Raw genomic sequence first — 20,061 nt, forward strand, 5'->3', positions numbered from 1 at the left:
CCTGGCCAGGAGTATCGCGATAAGGGTGTGAAAACTTTGTGAGTTTTCCTGGATGTGAAGGGCGGGGCTTGTAGCGAGGGGGGCTTACAGGGGCGCGTCACCGTGTGTCGCCGGCTGGCCTCCTGCAAAGGTTTCGTGGAAGTGACACCGATTCTGCTCAGCGTCACTTCCGGATTGGGCTGGATCTCAGCGAGCCAGTGCCTGGCGCTGGTGGGGCAGTGAGGCGTGCTGCAGCTGCATGCGTAGCTGGGTCACCTCGTCGAGTAGCAGTTCACGCTCTTCTTTGAGCAAGCGTAATTCATCGCGACGAATGGTCACATAAAGGGTCTGTGGGGGACGTGCGGTAACGACTGGGTCCATTGCTCACCTCGCAAATGGCGTACATCAACTATAGAGATGTCGCCAGTTTTTGGTCGACACCTCTACTATCGGCGCCGATTCTGATTTCTTTTGCTCGTGAATGGAACTTTTTTATTTTTCATGGTCGCCGTGTCTTCGACCGGATTTGAAGCGTTATCCCTTGTGATTGCACGAATTAACCGGAAACTATGCAGCAATGCTCTGGACTAACCTCCTCATAGTCGTGAGCTAAACCTTTGACATACCTTTATTTGTAGTAGGGAGCATCAGCACATGCAACTCGGGATCATTGGACTGGGCCGCATGGGCGGCAACATTGCGCGGCGACTGATGCTCGATGGGCATACCACCGTCGTCTACGATCGCAATGGCGCGTTCGTCGAAAACCTGGTCCAGGCTGGCGCTACGGGCGTCGCGGATCTGCCGGCCCTGGTGGCTGGTTTGCAAGCGCCGCGAGCGGTCTGGGTCATGCTGCCGGCCGGCGCACCCACCGAAGACACCATCAACGCGCTGAGCGAGCTGCTGGAGCCCGGCGACGTGATCATCGACGGCGGCAACACGTATTACAAGGACGACATCCGTCGCGCCCAGGCGCTGTCTGAAAAAGGTCTGGACTACATCGACGTCGGCACTTCGGGAGGCGTCTGGGGCTTGGAACGCGGCTATTGCATGATGATCGGCGGTAACGCCGATGTGGTCACGCGCCTGGACCCGCTGTTCAACAGCCTGGCGCCAGGCATGGGCGATATTCCGCGCACCCGCGACCGCAAGTCCGACGATGACCGCGCCGAGCGTGGTTACATCCATGCGGGGCCGGCCGGTTCCGGGCATTTCGTGAAAATGATTCACAACGGCATCGAGTACGGCATGATGCAGGCCTTCGCCGAGGGCTTCGACATTCTAAAGACCAAATCCAGCGAAAGCCTGCCACCGGAACAGCGTTTCGACCTGAACCTGGCCGATATCGCCGAAGTCTGGCGACGTGGCAGCGTGGTGTCGTCCTGGTTGCTGGATTTGACGGCCGATGCCCTGGCCAGCGATCCGAAGCTGGACGGCTTTTCCGGTGAAGTGGCCGACAGCGGGGAAGGACGCTGGACCATCGAAGCCGCCATCGAACAAGCGGTGCCGGTACCCGTGCTGTCCAGCTCGCTGTTCGCCCGTTTCCGTTCCCGCCAGCAAAGCACCTACGCTGACAAGATGCTGTCGGCCATGCGCTTCGGGTTCGGCGGCCATGTGGAGACTCCGAAAAAATGACCGCGATCGGCAGGAAATCCAAGGCAGAGCCCGCGCCGCCGACCACGTTGTTTCTGTTCGGTGCCCATGGTGATCTGGTCAAGCGCCTGTTGATGCCGGCGCTTTACCACCTCACTCGCGACGGGTTCCTGGGGGATGGCCTGCAGATCGTCGGCGTTGACCACAACGCGATCAGCGACGTGGACTTCGCCAGAAAACTCGAGGATTTCATCCGTAACCAAGCGGCGAGCAAAGGAGGCGATGCCGCCCAGGCGCTCGATCCGCAGCTGTGGGCCAGATTGGCCAAGGGCATCGGTTATGTGCAGGGTGACTTCCTCGATGACAGCACCTACGAGGCACTGGCGGCGAAAATCGCCGCCAGTGGTACCGCCAATGCGGTGTTTTATCTGGCCACCGCGCCGCGCTTTTTCAGTGAAGTGGTCCGTCGCCTCGGCGCGGCGGGCCTGCTGCAAGAGCAGGGCGATGCCTTCCGCCGGGTCGTGATCGAAAAACCGTTCGGTTCCGACCTGCAAACCGCCGAAGCGCTCAATGCTTGCCTGCTCAAGGTCATGAGCGAGAAACAGATCTATCGGATCGACCATTACCTGGGCAAGGAAACCGTACAGAACATCCTGGTCAGTCGTTTTTCCAACAGTCTGTTCGAAGCGTTCTGGAACAACCATTACATCGACCACGTGCAGATCACCGCCGCCGAAACCGTCGGCGTGGAAACCCGTGGCAGTTTTTATGAGCACACCGGCGCCTTGCGGGACATGGTGCCCAATCACCTGTTCCAATTGCTGGCCATGGTGGCGATGGAGCCCCCGGCTGCCTTCGGCGCCGACGCGGTGCGCGGCGAAAAGGCCAAGGTGGTGGGGGCGATCCGGCCCTGGACGGTGGAGCAGGCGCGCGCCAATTCGGTACGGGGCCAGTACACCGCCGGTACGATCGGCGGCAATGCCGTGAACGGTTACCGTCAGGAAGCCAATGTGGCCCCCGACAGTGCCACCGAAACCTACGTTGCCCTCAAGGTCATGATCGATAACTGGCGTTGGGTCGGGGTGCCTTTTTACCTGCGTACCGGCAAGCGCATGAGCGTGCGCGACACGGAAATCGTCATCTGCTTCAAACCGGCCCCGTACGCGCAGTTCCGCGACACCGAAGTCGATGAATTGCAACCTACCTACTTGAGAATCCAGATCCAGCCCAATGAAGGCATGTGGTTCGACCTGCTGGCCAAGCGGCCGGGACCAGCCCTCGACATGGCGAATATAGAGTTGGGCTTTGCCTACAAGGACTTCTTCGAAATGCAGCCGTCAACGGGGTATGAAACCCTCATCTACGATTGTCTTACCGGTGATCAGACCTTGTTCCAGCGTGCCGACAACATTGAGAATGGCTGGCGCGCGGTGCAACCGTTCCTCGACGCCTGGCGGCAGGACGCAACCGTCCAGCCTTACAAGGCCGGGGAGGATGGACCCGCTGCCGCCGATGAATTGCTGACTCGCGACGGTCGCGTTTGGCATGGCCTGGGGTGAGTGATTTGTTGAAACGGCCCATCCGGTTTTTGCTCAGCGACATGGACGGCACGCTTTTGCTGCCCGATCACAGTCTCAACCAACGCACTATCGAAGCCGTGCGCTCCTTGCGCGAGGCGGGCGTGTTGTTCAGCCTGGCCACCGGCCGACCGCCACGGGCGATGTTGCAGCAGATCGAAGCCCTGGGTGTCGATCTGCCTACCGCCGCCTTCAATGGCGGGACGCTGGTTCACCCGGACGGCAGCTTCCTTGCCGTGCACTACGTGCCACCCGAAGTAGCCCTGACGACGCTGGCGCTTTACGCCGATCAGCCCGGCATCGAGGTGTGGGTGTTTGCCGATGGCCACTGGCTGGTGCGCGATGCCAATGGCCCGATGGTGCCGGTGGAAACCCGTGGCCTGGGCTATCCGCCCGTTGAGGTCGAGAGCTTCGAGCCGTACCTGGAGCGCATCGACAAAATCGTGGCGACCAGCGCCAATACCGATCTGCTGGTTGAACTGGAGGCCCGGTTGCATCCGCTGCTCAAGGGGCAGGCCCAAGTGTCGCGTTCGCAGCCGATCTACCTCGACGTCACGGCGCTGAAGGCGAACAAGGGGGAGGCATTGGCAACCCTGGCGGCGTTTCTGAATGTGCCGCTGGAGCAGACGGCGGCCATGGGCGATGGGGGTAACGACCCGGCGATGTTTCATCGTGCAGGCCTGTCGATTGCCATGGGCCAGGCGGAAGAGGCGATCAAGCGCCAGGCCGACGTCATCACCGCTACCAGTACCGAAGACGGGGCGGCGCTGGCGATCGAACGGTATATCCTGCCGCGATAACCCGTCGCACGAAAGGAAAAACCTGTGGGAGCGAGCCTGCTCGCGATAGCGGTCCGCCTGAGGCGGTGATGTCGGGTCTGTCGACGCCATCGCGGGCTAGCCTTGCTCCCACAGCGTTTCCGGATGGATTACAGCCAGTAAGTCACCGCAAACCAACCCAAACCACCCATCACGACGGTGTAGGGCAGTGCCATCCAGACCATCCGGCCATAGGACAGGCGAATCAGTGGTGCAATCGATGAAGTCAGCAGGAACAGGAACGCAGCCTGGCCGTTGGGGGTCGCGACGCTGGGCAGGTTGGTGCCGGTATTGATGGCCACCGCCAGGGTCTCGAACTGCTCACGGCTCATGTGACCGGAAACGAAGGCCTGTTTCACCTCGGTGATATAGATGGTGGCCACGAACACGTTGTCACTGATGGCGGACAGCAGGCCGTTGGCGATGAACAGCATCCCTGGCTGCTGGTCGGAGGGCAGGGCCAGCACCCACTGGATCAGCGGCGTGAACAATTGCTGGTCGTGAATGACCGCGACCACCGCGAAGAACACCACCAGCAACGAGGTGAATGGCATGGCATCCTTGAATGCGTTGCCGAGTCGATGTTCGTCGGTGATTCCCGTGAATGCAGTGATCAGTACGATCACCATCAGGCCGATCAGGCCGACTTCGGCGATGTGCAGGGCCAGGGCCACGATCAGGATCAGCGCGGCGATACCCTGCACGATTAACGCGGCGCGTTGGCGTGAGGTGCGCTCGCGATTGTCCTGCTCCGCGTAGTCGGCCAGCACAACGCGCACGTTGTCCGGCAGCAGCGTGCCATAGCCGAACCAGCGCAGTTTCTCCAGAGCCACGCAAGTGACCAGCCCGGCCACCAGCACGGGCAGCGATACGGGGGCGACCTTCAGAAAGAAGTCGACGAAATGCCAACCCATCTCATGGCCGATCAGCAGGTTCTGCGGCTCGCCCACCAAGGTGCACACACCACCCAACGCGGTGCCTACGGCGCCATGCATCAGCAGGCTGCGCAAAAAAGCGCGGAACTGTTCCAGGTCCCCGTGGTGCAGCACAGGCAGGTCATGGTCTTCATCAACGCTGCTGTCCTGGCGCGGATCGTTGCCTGAAGCCACACGGTGGTATACCGAATAAAAACCGACCGCGGCGCTGATAATGACCGCCGTGACGGTCAGTGCGTCGAGAAATGCCGACAGGAATGCCGACAAGAAGCAGAACATCAAGGCCAGCAGTGCCTTTGAGCGCACGCCCAGGAGCAGGCGGGAGAATAGAAAGAGCAGCAAGTCTTTCATGAAGTAAATCCCGGCCACCATGAACATCAGCAGCAGGATCACCGGAAAGTTGTGGATCAGCTCGTCGTACAGCGCCTTGGGGGTCGTCATGCCCAGGGCCAGGGCTTCGATCAACAGCAGGCCACCGGGCATCAAGGGATAGCATTTGAGCGCCATGGCCAGAGTGAAGATGAACTCCAGCACCAGCATCCACCCGGCCACGACCGGCCCAAGTGTCCACAGCGCCAGGGCATTGAGGATCAGGAACGCGACGATGCACGCCTTGTACCAGCGGGGGGAATGCCCAAGAAAGTTATGCGCGAACGCTCCAGCCATTGAACCGGACATCGGCTGCTCCTTTTATTTAGAAGCGCGCAACTTGCCGTAAGCAATAGGGAATATCAAGCGTAGGAAAAAATACGTTGGCAATTCATGCCCAATACCGTGCCACGACGGCCTTGTAAGTACCGTGGAGTGAATAGCCCCCCAGCAATATCTTCCCGTCTGCCTGGACCGCGAGTGTGGTGGCGGTGTCCAGGCTGTAGCCGAGCCGTGTGCGGGTCCAGCCTCTGCCTTGACCGAAAAACGGGTCGAGGTCGCCCTCCGGCAGATGCCGTGCCAGGACGAAATCCGCTTCGATGCCGCCGATGGTGGCACCGGCGGTTACGAGTTTTCCATCGGATAGAATCTGCGCGGCGGTCCACTGGCTCGCGCTGCGTCCGATCTGAATGAGCCGGCATTGGCCCTGGTTGAAGTCCGGGTCCGGTTTACCGTCCAGACGTACCTTGAGTGACAGGCACTGCATGGGGTCACGGCTGCTGCCGAATGCCTGCAGATCGCCGTTTCCATGCTGGACGATCTGACTGATCATCACGCTGCGTTCCTGCGTGGTGATGGACAGGAAACCGTTGTCACCGAAGCTGTCGTCGAGCTTGCCGCTGGGGTCATAACGGGCCATCAATCCCTGTTGGGGCAGGTCGATGGCGCCTCCCACCAGGATATTGCCGTCGGCCTGAAGCGCGAGACAGCTCAGCCAGGTATTTTTCAGCAACCGCCGGACCATCACGAAACCGCCGCTATTGAAGCTGCTGTCCAGGCTGCCATCCGGCAGCAGGCGGATCAGGATGCCGACATGGTCGGACAACTGAAAATGATGGTTGGCCAACAGCAGGATCCTGCCATCGGCCTGCACCCGCATGTCGCTGGCTTCCAGGCCCGGTACGCCGGGGGGCAGCCACGGGTCGCGCAGGCCCAGGGAAAGACCACCGCAGAGCCGGATGATTTTTTTTCCGATGTTGCCGAATCCAGGGACCGCACGGCCTCGTTGATCCAATAGCGCCAGGGCGGGAAGGGTGCGGTCGGCACTTTCGTAATGAAGGCCTGACAGCAGGATGTGTCCATCGGGTAACTCGATGACCTTGCCCGCCGTCGCTTCATGACCTTGTTCGAACGCGTCAATGACGCAGCCAAGGGTACCAAAACCCTTGTCCGGCGAGCCGTCGTGGTTGAGGCGGGCAAGCCCGAAGCGGCTACCTTGGGCAGTCTCGACCTTGGCGGCCACCAGAATGCGTCCGCTGCGATCGACGGTCATGTCCGTGGCCAGGCTTGAGGTGGTGCCGCCGAACTGAACCGACACCTTGCCGTTATCGGCAAAGCCTGCGTCAAGCTGTCCGGCATGGGCTACCGGCTTCGGCAGCCCAAGGGCGAAGTGATCGAGCATGCATGCCTCTCCTTGCGCGTCGACCGGCCCGAAGGGGCGATGACTGCATGAGGGCAACATTCAATCCCTGAAAGGGATGACACACAACTGTCAACCTCTACCTATATAGAGGCGAATCGTGCCGGAACAATGACTTTTCGGCCCAGTACCAAGCCTGCGCACAATGACAGGCTTGTTCCGCCGAGTTATTCGGGCATGGACCAGGATTGCAGTGTGTAACCTTCCTGGCTCAGTTCGGCACGGGCCTGTTTCAACAGGTCGGCCAATTGGGCTGGATCGGTATAGGCACTGCTTGGGATCTGAGTGCGGCCAATATGAGTATTGGTGCGGTCGACGACGGTCAGGCTCAGTTCGCCGTTACCGTCTTGTGGAGCCCAGGCCACGCACTGGAAAGGCTTAAATGCGCGGTCGGCAATCAAAAGAGCTTCGTTGATACGGAGCGGGGCGTTCATGGCGTTTTCTCTTAAAAGTGCCCAATCAAATGATGTGCCGTCGGTTGGGCGTACCGTGCGGCGGGTTACTTGTACTGATGTCCCGAACCCCGGGCCAGGTCACACAATCTTGGAATAAATTTCGATTTTCTTTCAGACCCGGTAAAAACGCTTTTGTTTGAAAGCTCTATGAAAGAATTCAGGAGACGGTAACTAACGAAACACTCGCTTATAACCGGTTTAGTGCGATTTCCATAATCAAACGATACAAGCGCGCGTCAACTTCTTGCTACTGTTAGATGCAGGTTCGCCAAACACCTGTTTCTAATCATATTTCCTAACTTTTGGCGCCAAGGATCAGTCATGATCGAAGCCAGTACGTTGCGTCGTCTGCTCGTGGTTGATCCCTGCGATGATTGCCATCGCTTGTTACCGGGGTTACGCAGCATGGGCTGGGAGGTGGACAGTTGTTCCCTCGATCACGCGGGTGACCGTGCCTGCGATGTCGGTCTTCTGCGACTGCAGCCTTATCATCTGGAGCGCCCGGAAGCGGTCAAGGAATTGATCAGCCGCAGCGGCGCCGAGTGGATTGCCGTGCTCAACCAGGAAGTGTTGCGCCTGAAGAATGTGGGTGATTTTGTCTGCGAATGGTTTTTTGACTTTCATACCTTGCCGTTCGATGTCTCACGGGTCCAGGTCACGTTGGGGCGAGCCTTTGGCATGGCGCGTTTGCGCGGCCAGGGCTCGATTCATATCGAACAGCCCGAACATGCGTTGCTGGGCGACAGCAAGCCGATTCGCGAGCTGCGCAAGCTGTTGGGCAAACTGGCCCCCACCGACTCACCGGTCCTGATTCGCGGCGAAAGCGGCACGGGCAAGGAACTGGTGGCGCGTACCCTGCATTTACAGTCCCAGCGGCGCAACAAACCCTTCATCGCCATCAACTGCGGCGCGATTGCAGAGCATCTGATTCAGTCTGAATTGTTCGGTCATGAGAAGGGGGCGTTCACGGGGGCTCATCAGCGCAAGATCGGGCGCATCGAGGCGGCTCACGGCGGGACGCTGTTCCTGGATGAAATTGGTGATCTGCCTTTGGAATTGCAGGCCAATCTCCTGCGTTTCCTGCAGGAAAAGCACATTGAGCGGGTCGGTGGCACCCAACCGATTGCGGTCGATGTGCGGGTACTGGCCGCTACTCATGTGGATCTGGAGGCGGCCATCGAGCGCCGGTTGTTTCGCGAGGATCTGTATTACCGCCTGAACGTGCTGCAAGTGGTGATGGTGCCCTTGCGCGAACGCCCCGGAGACTTGTCGATGCTGGCCAGTCATTTCGCTCATGCCTACAGCCAGGAAACCGGTCGCCGTCCCCGCAGCTTCAGCGAGGACGCGCTGGTGGCGATGGGCATGCACGACTGGCCGGGTAACGTCCGGGAACTGGCCAATCGTGTCCGGCGCGGCCTGGTACTGGCCGAGGGGCGGCAGATCGAAGCCAGGGACCTGGGCCTGACCAGTCATTCGGCGATCGTGGCGCCGATGGGCACCCTCGAAGACTACAAGACCCGCGCCGAGCGCCAGGCATTGAGCGATGTGCTCAACCGGCACAGCGACAACCTGAGCGTCGCAGCCCGTGTGCTGGGCGTGTCGAGGCCGACCTTCTATCGGTTGCTGCATAAGCATCAGATCCGCTAACGCCGGGTTCCCGTGCATTGCCCTGTGGGGGCATACCTCTCGATCAGAAGTAATACGGGAATTTCAGGCTGAAGCTGAAATCCGGTGCATCGTCGGTCAGCCCGATGGACAAGTTGGGCACGATGGTCAGGTTATCGGAGGCGGCTACAGTCATGCCGATGTTGAAGTAGCCGGCATTGGCGTCGCTGGAAACCACGGACTCCCAATCCCCGCCATCCTGCTTGAGCTTGCTTTTCTTCTGGATCAGGTCAGATACCGAGAACGACATGCTCATTTTCTCGTTCAAGGCAAAGGCGATGCCTGCGCCGAGCTGGAAGCTGTCGCCGATCCGCACTTTGCCCGGCACCTTCTGGTTGACCGTGGAACTGATGTCGTCGAACGACTCCTCGAAGTTGTGGGTGTAGGACAAGGTGCCGAACAGAACGGCCGGGTCGAACGTCTTGACCAAAGAGATCCCGGGCGTGATCGACCAGACACCGTTGCCGGTGGGCAGGTCCTCGGGCACGAACAGGTTGGTGTTGGCCTGGGATTGGCGCAGCTTGATGCCGAAGGGGTCCTTGCCGGTGGGCGCCTTGACACGCAGCGTCACCACCGCATCGGGAGTGTCGACGGATTCGTCCATGAACTTGTAGGCGATTCCGAAATTCACGTCGCCGATGGTCGGGTCGCGGGTGACGGTTTCTTCGCTCGTCACCCCGGCAGCGCCCTGGTTGGCGCCGCCGGACTGATAGGTGGATTCGCGGTAGATCACCGGCACGTTCAGGTCGAACTGCCAACGATTGTCGAAGTTATAGCGACCGGTCAGGTCCAGTGTCCAGGTGTCGGCCTTGATCCGGTCCAGGTTGATGTTGCCCAGGAAAATCGAGTCCAGGGCCAGGAAACCGTTGAGGATCAGTTGTCGCGTGTCATAGCGCGAATAGGTCACACCGGTCTCGAAGCTGAACTTGCCGCCACCAAAAAAACCGCTGGCCTCGTCATAAAGATTGGAAACGCTCTGGGCTGGCTGGGAGTCCTCTGCAAGGGATTGCCCGTAGCCGCTGCCACCGGTCGTCTGATTGCCTTTCATATCGGCCGGCGACTTGACCAGGCGCTTGGGGGGCGCAGCGACGGGTTGTTCCTCCACCTGGCGTACCCGTTGTTCGAGGATCGCCAGGGCCTTCTGCTGGACCTCGTATCGCTGCCTCAGTTCGAGCAGTTCCTGTTTCAAGGCTTCGATTTGCGCATCCTGTGCCGCCTGCAGCACAGGGGCCGGGAACAATGTGCTCAGACACATGACGGCGCTTAACGATACGGATCGATACATAAGACAGGTCCATCCCTTTATGGCCAGGGGACGCAGGCAGCGCCATTCAATAACCCGGGGTGCGAAGACCACGCAGCTGGGTCAGGTTGCAGTCCAGCGCTCCGGCACTCGGGCCGTTGTTGTTCAGCACCACGTTGAGCTGCGTCAGGTTGTTGACCAGGTTGCTGTTGCCCAGCAAGCGAGTGTTTTGCAGCAAACCACCCTGGGCCACTTGCTGCAGGGTACTGCCCTGGTTATGGCTCGCCTGGATAGCCATCTGTACGCCGCTGCCGGTGGCCGTGACCGCGACACTGCCGGCCGCATTACTGCCGGTGATGGTCTGGCCCTTGGTCAGTAGTTGACCCTGGGAGGGGGGCAGCGCGGGTGCCTGGCTGCCTTCCTTCACGTTGATGCTGACGTTGTTATAGGCCGTGTTACCGTCGCCGGCGGCCCGTACGCTCTGGGTCACACCCTGGCCGGTGCCGAGGCCCGCGCCGCCGATGACGGTCCCTTTGCCTGGGGCCGGGGCGTCGCCGTTGCCGGTCTGCTTGAGGGTGGAGACATAGAACTCGGGTTTGACGGTGGCGGCCTGGATCTGCATGGAGCTGGTGGCGCCGATCAGGTCGCCGCTGGCGTTGCGCCAGGTACTGCTCATGACAATGCCGAAGCTGATGACTCGCCCGGGCATGACAAAACGACCACGCAGCTCGGCAAGCTCCTGGTCCTTGACTTCGATGGGTTTGAATCCGCCGTGGGCGTAGCCCGAAGCCGTCGCGACCAGGCAGGCAAGCGACAGCCAGTATGAAGTTTTCATGTACTGCTCCCGGAGCATCCTGCTCCTTTTTGTACTTATCGTTGGCAGTGGTCGGCGATTAAAAAAAATCGCTCTGTATGAAGCCGAAATCCATCAGTTCCGCATCCTTGACCGGGTTGAACCCGTCCAGCTGGTTGCGCACCGTCAGGGGTTGCGGAGGGCTGCGCAGTGCATTGGCCTTGTCATAGCCGGGACCGACGATGGCAAAGACGATGCCGTTCCAGCCTTTGACGAAGTCATCGTGGGCGTAACGCTTGTGTCCCAGCACCGGATCGCCGATGTAGACCCATTGCCGGTCGGCGCGCTGCAATACCACGAAGTGCTTGTAGCCACGTATCTCCATCAAGACCACTACGGGGATCGTCACGGCTTCCAGCTTTTCCGGTGGTATCCGGTAGCCTCGGGCGCGCATGCCGATGCTTTCCACGTAGCGCTTCATGTCGAGCATGGAAAAACCCTGGATGCGGACCAGGTCCTGGTCGGCGTTGACCAGCATGCCCTTGATGACGTGCTCTTCATCGACATCGAGCCAATAGGCCTGGCGCAGCACCGTGGCGAGGGCGGCGGCACCGCAACTGAAATCGGTTTTCTGCTCGATGATGTCGCGGAACTTGCGCTCACGCAGGCTCTGTACCGGTTTGTACACCAGCATGCCGCCCGGCAAGGCGGCGACGGGTATCTGCGCAGCTTCGGCCACGAAGGCCATGCACAGCAGCAGGGACAGGACAGTCGCGCGCATGATGGATACGCCTATGGAAATCCTGGAACAGAAGCCCCGTTGCCGGGGCTTCGTTTCATGCGCGACTACATGCAGGCCTTGCAGCCGGCAGCGATGGACAGCGAGTTGCTTTGCTGGTTACCCACGCCTGCCGACACGTTGGCCCCGCCGTTGCCGGAGAAGCCGTTCATGGAATTGCTCATGGTGGCGTTGTTGATCACAGGGGTTTTCCAGCCATCGCGGGTCAGCACTTGCTGAGTGTTGCTGCCGGCCAGTTCGAAAGTACCCACGGCGGAGAATTTGAACTTGTCGTCATCGTGGCCGCCGCCGTAGCCACCCCTGTTGTCCCAACCACCATGGTCGTCTTCGGCGGTACCGGTGCCCTTGGCCTTGAAGGTGCCGGAGGCGGAGTAGGTGCTGGTGAGGGTGTCGGTCTTATAGGTGCGCACACCTTTGTTGTCGACCTGCAGGCCGGTGGAAGATTGATCGGCCGAGGCGGACGCTTCTGCGATGCGCCCCCCTGATACAGCGATGGCCAGGTTGTTTTTCTGTTGGTTGAAGTTGCCGGCGGTCACGTTGATGCCGATGTTGCCGGAGCCGTTGTTGCCTGCATTGGTGAGCGAGGCGGTGTTATGGGTCGAGTTGTTCTTGACGTAGTTGTTGTTATTGGTTTGCGTGGCGCTGGAGGCGGCGACCGCCGAACCGAAGATGAAGCTTTCGTCGGCGGTGGCCAGGGCGGCGGCATTATCTTGCTGGTTGCCGTCGCCAGCGGCGATGTTGGCGCCCATGTTGCCGTTGCTGCCATTGAGTGAGTCAGTGGCTTGCGCGGTGTTTCGGGTGGCCTGGTTGGTCACCACGTTGCCGTCGCTGTTCTGCTCGTCCATCACCGTAGCCCCAGCTCCGGCGTTGATGGACAGCAGTTGATCCAGCGTCGGCCCTTGAGGGCCATGGTGACCATGGCCGTTGCCGTTGCCATTACCGTTTCCGCCGGCCTGTGCGGCCATTGCCATGACAGCGGCGAGAGCGAAAACCATCGGTTTGAGTGCCATTGCAGGTTTCATGGTGTTTCTCCTTGCTTGTCGTCGGTGAAGTGTCAGTTTTTTGTTTCTTGTTTTTATTCCGGGTCAGTCAGCGACCCGTATGCTCAGGGTGTTCGCCATGCGGTTTCCCACCCCGGCGCTCTGGTTCACCTGGATGACCCCACGGCTGCCGGTGAATGCCTGGTCGCTGGTGACGACCTGGCGGCTTCCGGTTGGGGCGCCAGTTGCTCCTGAGTTCGATGACAACGCCACGTTCTGCTGAGAAAGCGCGCTGTCGTCCATGCCCTGCGGTTGGGCACTGATGCCCACGCGCATGACGTTGGCCATCTGGTTGTTGGCACCGGCGGACTGGTTGACGCCCAGCACCCCGTTGCCGTTGGTGAATGAGTGGCCGCCGATGCGGGCGGTTGCGTTCATGGATGGGTTCGCCGGCGTATCCAACTGTTGATGAACGCGGGTGCTCGCGTGTGCCTCGCTGCCGATGGCAATGGCCCGTACGTTGGTTTGCTGGGTCTGGTCGCCGGCCGCCTGGTTGACATTGAAGTTGCCGGTGTAACGGCTGCCGGAGTCTTGCAGGTTGGCATCGTTGATCACCGCCACGCCCGAGTCGGCGAAAACAGGACAAGAACCGAACAGGGCGAGCAACAACAGGGCAGGTTTCATGTCACTGGCCTCCGGCTAGCCGACCCAGCGGGGCCAGGCCGGAACTCAGCGAGCGGTTGATCGTGCCGGAGATTGCGCCACCACTGCCGCCACCGTGGCCGGCGCTCATGCCGGGCATGCCGTTGGGATTGGTCACCACGTTCAGGCCCTGTACGCCGGTATTGGTATTGACGGCGTTGCGGATCGACGAGCCGCTGGCGACGCTGGCGAATTCGCCGTCGCTCAGTTCAGTGCTGGAGGTGGCCTGCTTGATCCGATCGGAGGGATTGGCATTGACGGTGGTCGGGTAGGGGTCTTTACCGCCATTACGACCTATGTGGACGGGCTGTACGTCGCGGTCGAGGACAATGAGGCCATTGCTTTCGGCCTGTACCGGCGGACTGAGCGTCGTGCTCGCGGCGCACCCGATCAACAGCAGACAGAGCAAACGCCTGTCAACAATCCCCATGGTATCGATTCCTTCCTCGGTGCGCTGGCCCTGGTCAGCGCTGCGGGAGGAAGAGCAGGTGTCGTGCCGGAACTGAAAACCCCATTGAATTCAAGGGGTTGATTGGAGCAGAGCAATCAAGGCTGCGGAACATGTTTCATCGCTGAGACGATGCAGGCAGCATTTAAACGACTGCTTGTCGCCCGAAGGCTCTGGATCCAAGCTTTCCCGACGGTGTTCCAAAAACTTTACAGGCGCGGTGATGATTCGATGAAGCGGCTTTGGATCCGGGTTTTAGACAGCAGGAGTGTTTCAGGATTGGAACACTGCCGCCTGCAATCTCCCTGGAAGCTGCATGGAGGTCGTCAGGCCTGGAGCAGTTGGCGAACGGCGCTGAACGCCTGCTCCCGGCGTTGCGCCCAGTCACCTTCGATCGCTTGGAATGGCTGTTGGTGCCGAACCAGCCAATCCTTGATGGCATCATGGAAAACCATGCGGTCTTTCAGCTCGGGTTGACAGCGCAGGCCGTCGCCGGTCCATTGCACCTGCTCGGGACTCAACAGCAGGTGCAAATCGTAATGGCGTGCCAGCAGGGCCGGTTCCAGCCAGTCCGGGCAATCGCCGAAGAGAGTCTGGCTCCAGAGGATATTGCTCAGCAGATGGGTATCGAGCACCAGCAGGGCTGGCTGTCGGGCGCGTGCCGCGTCTTCCCAGGCCAACTGCCCGGAGGCGATGTCGGGAATGTCCGCCAGGCAGGTCTCGCGAGGGTTCTGTTCCATGAAGTGACGAACGTACTCATCCACCCGCAAGCCGCCGAAATGTTCCTGCAACTGCTTCGCCAGCCAGCTCTTGCCAGCGGATTCCGGGCCGGTCAGCACCACCACTTTCATGCGCGTAAGGCCGGGTCGGCGCGCCATTCCCGCCAGCCTTGCACGGCCAGCAGGGTGAACAGGGCGTAAAGCGCAGCGGTCAGGTACAAGCCCTTGTAGACGAACAAACCGACGAAAATCACGTCCAGGACAATCCATAGCGGCCAGCATTGCACGCGTTTTTGCGCCATCCACCACTGGGCCACCAGACTGAAGCCGGTGAGTGCCGCATCGAGCCAGGGTTGGGCCGCGTCGGTCCAGTGGGCCATGGCAGCGCCGAGCATGAGGCTGCCCACGGCGCCAATCATCAGCCCAAGCAACACCGAAGGCCCGCCCAGGCGCGTGACCTGTCGCCCGTCATGGTGCTGCCCGGCGCGGGTCCATTGCCACCAGCCATACAGTTGCAGCACGGCATAGACCACTTGCAACAACATGTCCGAGTACAGCTTCACATCGAAGAAGATCCAGATGTACAGCAGCACCATGACCAGGCCGATCGGCCAGCACCAGGGGTTCTGCTTGACGGTCAGCCAGACAGCGATCACGCCGAGGGCTGCGGCAAACAGTTCAAGCCCGGACATGGCGGTTCCTTGGAGGAGTGGAAGAGGGCGGGGATTGTAAACGCTAGGGTGGGGGTAGCTCCAATCTCAATTCTGGCGCGGACCAAGGGCTGACAGGCACTACAAATCTTCTGTGGGAGCGAGCCTGCTCGCGATGACGGTGGTCCAGCATGCATCGATGCCGAATGTTCCGCCGCTATCGCGAGCAGGTGGCGGGTGCCCTAGACCCTGAACTGCTTGAGCAACCCATTCAACTGCTCGCTCAGTTCCTTGAGCCGGACGCTCGCCAGGCTCGACTGCTCCGCCGCAAGGGCGGTGCTGTGGGAGAGGCCGGCGGCCTGGGTGACGTTCTGGTTGATGTCTTCCACCACATGGGCCTGCTGCAGGGTGGCGCTGGCGATGGAAGCGTTGAGGCTGTTGAGGTTGCGCAAGGCCTGGCCGATGGCGTTGAGGCTGGCGCCGGCCAGGCCGGCCTGTTCAATGGTCAGTTGCGAGGCTCGACTGCTGTCGCTGATGACTTTCACCGCGGCTTCGGAATGATTCTGCAGGCGCTCGATCATCGCCTGGATTTCCGCCGTGGACTTCTGCGTGCGTTGGGCCAGTAACCGCACTTCATCGGCCACCACCGCGAAGCCACGACCCTGTTCGCCGGCGCGAGCGGCTTCGATCGCGGCGTTGAGGGCCAGCAGGTTGGTCTGCTCGGCAATGGAGCGGATGACCTCCAGCACGCTGCCGATCTGGGTACTTTCGCTCGCCAGGGTGCGGATCACTTCGACGGCCTGGTCGATAGTCTGCGAGAGACGGTCGATCTGCTGCAGGCTGCCGTCGATGTTGACCTGGCCTTGCTGGGCCTGGGATTCGGCGTCGCGCATTTCGCTAGCGGCATGTTCGGCATTCTTGGCCACGTCCTGCACGCCATAGGTCACTTCGTTGATCGCGGTGGCGACCAGCTCCATCTGTTGCGATTGCTGTTGGCTGCGTTCCTGGGCCTGGGCGGCATCGTTACCCAACTCATTGGACGACTGTCCCAGCGCGCCGGCCGAAGCCTGCAACTGGCTCACGACCTGGCGCAGCTTGGCGGTAAAAGCATTGAAGTGCCGTGCCAATTGCGTGACTTCGTCTTGCCCGTGGGTATCGAGGGTCCGGGTCAGGTCGCTTTCTCCGCTGGCGATATTCGCCATGGCGTTCACCGTTTCCTGCAGCGGCCGCACGATGCTGCGTACGATCAGTGTCAACAGCACGCCCATGATCAACGCGATGACCAGGCCGATCAGCGAAGCCTTGATCAGTTGGGCGCGGAATTCGGCCTGCACGTCATCCACGTAGACGCCTGAGCCGATGATCCAGCCCCAGGGTTCGAACAGTTTGACGTAGGAGGTCTTGCCCACCGGTGCCTCGGCGCCCGGTTTCGGCCAGAGATAATCCACCATCCCGGCGCCCTTGGACTTGGCGATGGAAACCATCTCGTTGAACAGAGCAAAACCGTTCGGGTCGCGGATCGCGGAAAGGTTCTGGCCTTCAAGCTTCGGGTTGGTGGGGTGCATGATCATGACCGGCGTCAGGTCATTGATCCAGAAGTAATCGGTTTCGTTATAGCGCAGGCCCCGCACGGCGTTGAGGGCCTGCTTCTGGGCGGCTTCGCGGGTCAGGGTGCCGGCGGTTTCCAGGCCATGGTAATAGTTCAGCACGCCACTGGCGGTCTGGACCACATGTTGGGTTTTCTGCACCTTGGCCTGGTAAAGGTCGCTGTGGATCTGCTTGAGCATCAACGCGCCCAGCGTGAATACCATCAAGATGGCCACGACGAGGATGAGCCACAAGCGTCGGCTGATCGACACACTGCGCAAGCTATTCATACGCTGTCACTCCGGTTTCTTATTCTTGTCATCCACGCCGACCGTGCTGCTCTTGGCCATTACACGGCGGCGTTATCATGGCTTGTCTGATAGGATCTCGGCCCCGCGGCGCAAAACCTGAGCCTTCCTTTGATTTTTCATTGGTTTTTTTTGAAAGGCCGCAGTTATTGTGCTGCGCTGCATGACACTTGAATATTGATGGGATCTTGCCAGGGCAAGGTCTTTTTTGGGGGAAGAATGGATTTGTGGACTGCCTTTTCGGCACTGATTCTTGGCGTGGTTGAAGGGTTGACGGAGTTTTTGCCGATTTCCAGCACGGGGCACCAGATCGTCGTGGCCGACTTGCTCCAGTTTGGTGGAGAACGGTCCATGGCGTTCAACATCATCATCCAGTTGGGGGCGATCCTGGCGGTGGTCTGGGAGTTCCGGCGCAAGATCTTCGACGTGGTGGTGGGCCTGCCCACCCAACCCGGCGCCCGTCGGTTCACCGCAAACCTGCTGATCGCCTTTTTTCCTGCCGTGGTCCTGGGCGTGCTGCTTTCCGACTTGATCCACCATTACCTCTTCAACCCGATCACGGTTGCCACGGCCTTGGTGGTGGGCGGTTTCGTGATGCTCTGGGCCGAGAAACGCCAGCATCAAGTGCACGTCGAAACAGTCGACGATATGTCCTGGAAGGACGCGTTGAAGGTCGGTCTGGCCCAATGCCTGGCCATGATTCCCGGTACTTCCCGCTCCGGCTCGACCATCATCGGCGGGCTGTTGTTCGGCCTGTCGCGCAAGACCGCGACCGAGTTCTCGTTCTTCCTGGCGATGCCGACGATGGTCGGCGCAGCGGTCTACTCGGGCTACAAGTACCGCGAGCTGTTCGTTCCAGCGGATTTCCCGGTGTTTGCCATCGGCTTCGTTACTGCGTTCATTTTTGCCATGATCGCGGTCAGGGGGCTGCTGCGGTTCATCGCCAGTCACAGCTATGCAGTGTTCGCGTGGTACCGGATCGCATTCGGGCTGTTGATCCTGGCGACCTGGCAGTTCGGTTGGGTCGACTGGACCACCGCGCAGCCATGAGCCGCCCGGCCATCCATAAACCCGCCACGCGTCCCGCTGGGGGCGCCGTGCCGCACCTGCGGCTTAAACTGATCGTGTTGGCGCTGCTGTGCACCTTGCCGCTGTCGGGTTCGCTGTTGCTCCTGCTCCAGGAAGCGTCGTGGCTGCCGCTGGCGGCTTACGGGGGTGTCAGCCTGATGACCTTCCTGCTTTATTGGAATGACAAGCGCAAGGCCCGCGCCGAGGCCTGGCGTACCCCGGAAAACGTTCTGCACGCCATGGAACTGGCGGGCGGCTGGCCCGGTGCGTTGCTGGCCCAGCAGGTATTTCGGCACAAGACCCGCAAGGTGTCGTTCCAAGTGGTGTTCTGGTTCATCGTGCTGCTGCACCAGACCTTCTGGATCGACCAGCTGTTGCTGGGCGGCCGTCTGCTGACGCTGACCTGAGTCAGGGCAGCAGCAGGCCCACTTGCGTGCGCTTGGGCAGCTTGCTGACCACCAACTGGTGGGAGCGTTGCAGCAGGCTGCGCAGTTCCTCGGCGCCCAAGGGGTAGGGCGTGTGCATGATGATCCATTGCGCACGTGCCAGGTACGGGGCCGGGTGTATCCCTGGCCGGTCGCAATGCCCGAGGAACAAATCCTTGTCGACCTTGAACGCCAGGGAGTCGCTGCGCAGGCCCTGCAAGGCGAACATCTTGTTTCCGGCGATGGAAAACACCCGTACGCCGCCCCATTTGTAATCTTCCCGGGCGCCGGGCAAGCCCAGGCAGAACCGTGCGACGTCCTCTTCGCTCAAACTCATAGTGTCCTGTCTCCGCAACGGTTGAACGCTTCCACGAGGTGGTCGATCCAGGCACGCACGGCCGGCAGCAGGCCACGTCGATGGGGATAGACTGCCTGGAGCCAGCCGACGGGCAATGACCATCCCGGTAACAATTGCACCAGTCTGCCGTCCCTTAATTCCTCTTCGCAATACATGCTCGGCAACAGAGTAAAGCCCAGGCCGGCGAGGGCGCAGGCGCGGCGAACGATGAAATCGTCGATGCCCAGGCGTGCTTCCAGAGCCATTTCGACACTTTGCTCATCGTCGTTGAGCAGGCGCAAATGCACCAGGCGATCGGTTTCCAGCGCCCCCAGCACGGGCAGTTGCTTGAGGTCCTCGGGAGTCTCGATCCGTCGCCCTTCGACGAATGCCGGGCTGGCGACCATGATCAATCGTGCCTGGCGCAACCGTCGGGTCATCAGCAATGGGTCCTCGTCCCCCAGGTCGCGCACGCGCAACGCCACGTCGATGCCCTCGCTCACCAGGTCCACGCGACGATTGACCAGAATCATCTCCAATTGAACCTGGGGAAATTTTTCCAGAAACTCGGCCACCAGTCCCGCCAGCATTTCATGGGCCAGGCCTACCGGGCTGGAGACGCGTAGCCGTCCGCGCGGTGCGCTGGACATACTCGCCACCGCTTCGTCGGCCATCTCGGCTTCCAATAGCATCGCCTGGCAGTGGCGCAGATAACGTTCACCGACGGCGGTCAATTTCAACTGGCGGGTGGTGCGTTGCAGCAAGCGAGCGTCCAGGCGCTCCTCCAGCTCGGCGATACGGCGGGACAACCTCGATTTGGGAATGCCCAGCGTGCGCCCGGCAGCCGCGAAACCGCCGGCTTCGACGACTTTGGCGAAGTAGTACAGATCGTTGAGGTCTTGCATGTCGCGG

The 20,061-nt window shown here is 60.6% G+C and carries 21 protein-coding genes; 6 read left to right on the plus strand and 15 right to left on the minus strand.

Annotated features, from left to right (window positions below):
- Positions 1–186: 186 nt before the first annotated feature.
- A complete protein-coding gene (locus AD666_RS26620) occupies positions 187–360 on the minus strand; it encodes a DUF6026 family protein (protein ID WP_172679619.1) in 174 nt (57 codons plus the stop codon).
- Between the two features lie 273 nt (positions 361–633).
- Here AD666_RS26620 and gnd point away from each other — a divergent pair, with 273 nt between their 5' ends.
- The 3 genes from gnd to AD666_RS10800 are packed head-to-tail and all read left to right on the plus strand — an operon-like array spanning position 634 to position 3,949.
- The gene (gene gnd / locus AD666_RS10790) at positions 634–1,614 is read left to right on the plus strand and encodes a phosphogluconate dehydrogenase (NAD(+)-dependent, decarboxylating) (RefSeq protein WP_053151488.1); all 981 of its coding nucleotides are present in this window, start codon (positions 634–636) and stop codon (positions 1,612–1,614) included.
- Positions 1,611–3,131, plus strand: a complete 1,521-nt coding sequence (gene zwf, locus AD666_RS10795; protein ID WP_053151491.1) for a glucose-6-phosphate dehydrogenase — start codon at positions 1,611–1,613, stop codon at positions 3,129–3,131. Before gnd ends, zwf begins: the two co-directional genes overlap by 4 nt.
- Before the next feature lie 41 nt (positions 3,132–3,172).
- Positions 3,173–3,949 carry an HAD family hydrolase gene (locus tag AD666_RS10800; RefSeq protein ID WP_269802834.1) on the plus strand — a complete coding sequence of 259 codons (777 nt, stop codon included), beginning with the start codon at positions 3,173–3,175 and terminating at the stop codon, positions 3,947–3,949.
- A gap of 128 nt (positions 3,950–4,077) precedes the next feature.
- Here AD666_RS10800 and nhaB read toward each other — a convergent pair whose 3' ends face one another.
- The 3 genes from nhaB to AD666_RS10815 all read right to left on the minus strand — a co-directional run bounded on the left by nhaB (position 4,078) and on the right by AD666_RS10815 (position 7,404).
- Positions 4,078–5,580: a sodium/proton antiporter NhaB gene (nhaB, locus tag AD666_RS10805; RefSeq protein WP_053151496.1), complete on the minus strand. Its 1,503-nt coding sequence runs from the start codon at positions 5,578–5,580 to the stop codon at positions 4,078–4,080.
- An 82-nt stretch (positions 5,581–5,662) separates the two neighbouring features.
- Positions 5,663–6,952: a delta-60 repeat domain-containing protein gene (locus AD666_RS10810; RefSeq protein WP_053151498.1), complete on the minus strand. Its 1,290-nt coding sequence runs from the start codon at positions 6,950–6,952 to the stop codon at positions 5,663–5,665.
- Between the two features lie 185 nt (positions 6,953–7,137).
- A complete protein-coding gene (locus AD666_RS10815; RefSeq protein WP_053151501.1) occupies positions 7,138–7,404 on the minus strand; it encodes a hypothetical protein in 267 nt (88 codons plus the stop codon).
- Between the two features lie 342 nt (positions 7,405–7,746).
- Between AD666_RS10815 and AD666_RS10820 the strand changes: the two genes are divergently transcribed.
- Positions 7,747–9,072 (plus strand): sigma-54 dependent transcriptional regulator, encoded by a 1,326-nt coding sequence (locus AD666_RS10820; protein WP_053151502.1) that lies wholly within the window; start codon positions 7,747–7,749, stop codon positions 9,070–9,072.
- 43 nt (positions 9,073–9,115) lie between these two features.
- On the opposite strand, the gene AD666_RS10825 is transcribed toward AD666_RS10820, so the two are convergent.
- From AD666_RS10825 to AD666_RS10865, 9 genes are all read right to left on the minus strand, one after another.
- Positions 9,116–10,375 carry a hypothetical protein gene (locus tag AD666_RS10825; protein WP_053151504.1) on the minus strand — a complete coding sequence of 420 codons (1,260 nt, stop codon included), beginning with the start codon at positions 10,373–10,375 and terminating at the stop codon, positions 9,116–9,118.
- Between the two features lie 46 nt (positions 10,376–10,421).
- Positions 10,422–11,168: a hypothetical protein gene (locus tag AD666_RS10830; RefSeq protein WP_053151632.1), complete on the minus strand. Its 747-nt coding sequence runs from the start codon at positions 11,166–11,168 to the stop codon at positions 10,422–10,424.
- Between the two features lie 58 nt (positions 11,169–11,226).
- A complete protein-coding gene (locus AD666_RS10835) occupies positions 11,227–11,907 on the minus strand; it encodes a C39 family peptidase (protein ID WP_053151506.1) in 681 nt (226 codons plus the stop codon).
- Positions 11,908–11,972: 65 nt separating this feature from the next.
- Positions 11,973–12,947: a hypothetical protein gene (locus tag AD666_RS10840; RefSeq protein ID WP_053151508.1), complete on the minus strand. Its 975-nt coding sequence runs from the start codon at positions 12,945–12,947 to the stop codon at positions 11,973–11,975.
- Between the two features lie 63 nt (positions 12,948–13,010).
- A complete protein-coding gene (locus tag AD666_RS10845) occupies positions 13,011–13,589 on the minus strand; it encodes a hypothetical protein (protein WP_053151510.1) in 579 nt (192 codons plus the stop codon).
- Between the two features lies 1 nt (position 13,590).
- On the minus strand, positions 13,591–14,037 hold the full coding sequence (locus tag AD666_RS10850; RefSeq protein WP_053151512.1) for a hypothetical protein: 447 nt from the start codon (positions 14,035–14,037) through the stop codon (positions 13,591–13,593).
- A 344-nt stretch (positions 14,038–14,381) separates the two neighbouring features.
- Positions 14,382–14,906, minus strand: a complete 525-nt coding sequence (locus AD666_RS10855) for an AAA family ATPase (RefSeq protein WP_053151516.1) — start codon at positions 14,904–14,906, stop codon at positions 14,382–14,384.
- The gene (gene pnuC / locus AD666_RS10860) at positions 14,903–15,466 is read right to left on the minus strand and encodes a nicotinamide riboside transporter PnuC (protein WP_053151519.1); all 564 of its coding nucleotides are present in this window, start codon (positions 15,464–15,466) and stop codon (positions 14,903–14,905) included. The genes AD666_RS10855 and pnuC overlap by 4 nt, the downstream gene beginning before the upstream one ends.
- A gap of 200 nt (positions 15,467–15,666) precedes the next feature.
- Positions 15,667–17,301 carry a methyl-accepting chemotaxis protein gene (locus tag AD666_RS10865; protein WP_053151522.1) on the minus strand — a complete coding sequence of 545 codons (1,635 nt, stop codon included), beginning with the start codon at positions 17,299–17,301 and terminating at the stop codon, positions 15,667–15,669.
- Between the two features lie 237 nt (positions 17,302–17,538).
- Between AD666_RS10865 and AD666_RS10870 the strand changes: the two genes are divergently transcribed.
- Both AD666_RS10870 and AD666_RS10875 read left to right on the plus strand, forming a co-directional pair.
- On the plus strand, positions 17,539–18,369 hold the full coding sequence (locus AD666_RS10870) for an undecaprenyl-diphosphate phosphatase (RefSeq protein ID WP_053151525.1): 831 nt from the start codon (positions 17,539–17,541) through the stop codon (positions 18,367–18,369).
- Positions 18,366–18,794, plus strand: a complete 429-nt coding sequence (locus AD666_RS10875) for a DUF1294 domain-containing protein (protein WP_053151528.1) — start codon at positions 18,366–18,368, stop codon at positions 18,792–18,794. Before AD666_RS10870 ends, AD666_RS10875 begins: the two co-directional genes overlap by 4 nt.
- 1 nt (position 18,795) lies before the next feature.
- Here the strand turns inward: AD666_RS10875 and AD666_RS10880 are convergent, their stop codons facing one another.
- Positions 18,796–19,149: an MmcQ/YjbR family DNA-binding protein gene (locus AD666_RS10880; protein WP_053151531.1), complete on the minus strand. Its 354-nt coding sequence runs from the start codon at positions 19,147–19,149 to the stop codon at positions 18,796–18,798.
- Entirely contained in the window at positions 19,146–20,054 is a 909-nt protein-coding gene (locus tag AD666_RS10885) for a LysR substrate-binding domain-containing protein (RefSeq protein WP_053151533.1), read from the minus strand. The genes AD666_RS10880 and AD666_RS10885 overlap by 4 nt, the downstream gene beginning before the upstream one ends.
- Positions 20,055–20,061 lie beyond the last annotated feature (7 nt).

The organism is Pseudomonas sp. Pf153 (assembly GCF_001269775.1).
GTDB classification, from domain to species: Bacteria; Pseudomonadota; Gammaproteobacteria; order Pseudomonadales; family Pseudomonadaceae; genus Aquipseudomonas; species Aquipseudomonas uvaldensis.

Coding starts and splice junctions, on each gene's coding strand:
- AD666_RS26620 (WP_172679619.1), bottom strand. CDS start 360: ATGGACCCAGTCGTTACCGCACGTCCCCCACAGACCCTTTATGTGACC.
- AD666_RS10815 (WP_053151501.1), bottom strand. CDS start 7,404: ATGAACGCCCCGCTCCGTATCAACGAAGCTCTTTTGATTGCCGACCGC.
- AD666_RS10830 (WP_053151632.1), bottom strand. CDS start 11,168: ATGAAAACTTCATACTGGCTGTCGCTTGCCTGCCTGGTCGCGACGGCT.
- AD666_RS10865 (WP_053151522.1), bottom strand. CDS start 17,301: ATGAATAGCTTGCGCAGTGTGTCGATCAGCCGACGCTTGTGGCTCATC.
- AD666_RS10870 (WP_053151525.1), top strand. CDS start 17,539: ATGGATTTGTGGACTGCCTTTTCGGCACTGATTCTTGGCGTGGTTGAA.
- AD666_RS10820 (WP_053151502.1), top strand. CDS start 7,747: ATGATCGAAGCCAGTACGTTGCGTCGTCTGCTCGTGGTTGATCCCTGC.
- gnd (WP_053151488.1), top strand. CDS start 634: ATGCAACTCGGGATCATTGGACTGGGCCGCATGGGCGGCAACATTGCG.
- AD666_RS10880 (WP_053151531.1), bottom strand. CDS start 19,149: ATGAGTTTGAGCGAAGAGGACGTCGCACGGTTCTGCCTGGGCTTGCCC.
- AD666_RS10845 (WP_053151510.1), bottom strand. CDS start 13,589: ATGAAACCTGCCCTGTTGTTGCTCGCCCTGTTCGGTTCTTGTCCTGTT.
- AD666_RS10835 (WP_053151506.1), bottom strand. CDS start 11,907: ATGCGCGCGACTGTCCTGTCCCTGCTGCTGTGCATGGCCTTCGTGGCC.
- zwf (WP_053151491.1), top strand. CDS start 1,611: ATGACCGCGATCGGCAGGAAATCCAAGGCAGAGCCCGCGCCGCCGACC.
- pnuC (WP_053151519.1), bottom strand. CDS start 15,466: ATGTCCGGGCTTGAACTGTTTGCCGCAGCCCTCGGCGTGATCGCTGTC.
- AD666_RS10855 (WP_053151516.1), bottom strand. CDS start 14,906: ATGAAAGTGGTGGTGCTGACCGGCCCGGAATCCGCTGGCAAGAGCTGG.
- AD666_RS10810 (WP_053151498.1), bottom strand. CDS start 6,952: ATGCTCGATCACTTCGCCCTTGGGCTGCCGAAGCCGGTAGCCCATGCC.
- AD666_RS10885 (WP_053151533.1), bottom strand. CDS start 20,054: ATGCAAGACCTCAACGATCTGTACTACTTCGCCAAAGTCGTCGAAGCC.
- AD666_RS10825 (WP_053151504.1), bottom strand. CDS start 10,375: ATGTATCGATCCGTATCGTTAAGCGCCGTCATGTGTCTGAGCACATTG.
- AD666_RS10850 (WP_053151512.1), bottom strand. CDS start 14,037: ATGGGGATTGTTGACAGGCGTTTGCTCTGTCTGCTGTTGATCGGGTGC.
- nhaB (WP_053151496.1), bottom strand. CDS start 5,580: ATGTCCGGTTCAATGGCTGGAGCGTTCGCGCATAACTTTCTTGGGCAT.
- AD666_RS10840 (WP_053151508.1), bottom strand. CDS start 12,947: ATGAAACCTGCAATGGCACTCAAACCGATGGTTTTCGCTCTCGCCGCT.
- AD666_RS10800 (WP_269802834.1), top strand. CDS start 3,173: ATGGACGGCACGCTTTTGCTGCCCGATCACAGTCTCAACCAACGCACT.
- AD666_RS10875 (WP_053151528.1), top strand. CDS start 18,366: ATGAGCCGCCCGGCCATCCATAAACCCGCCACGCGTCCCGCTGGGGGC.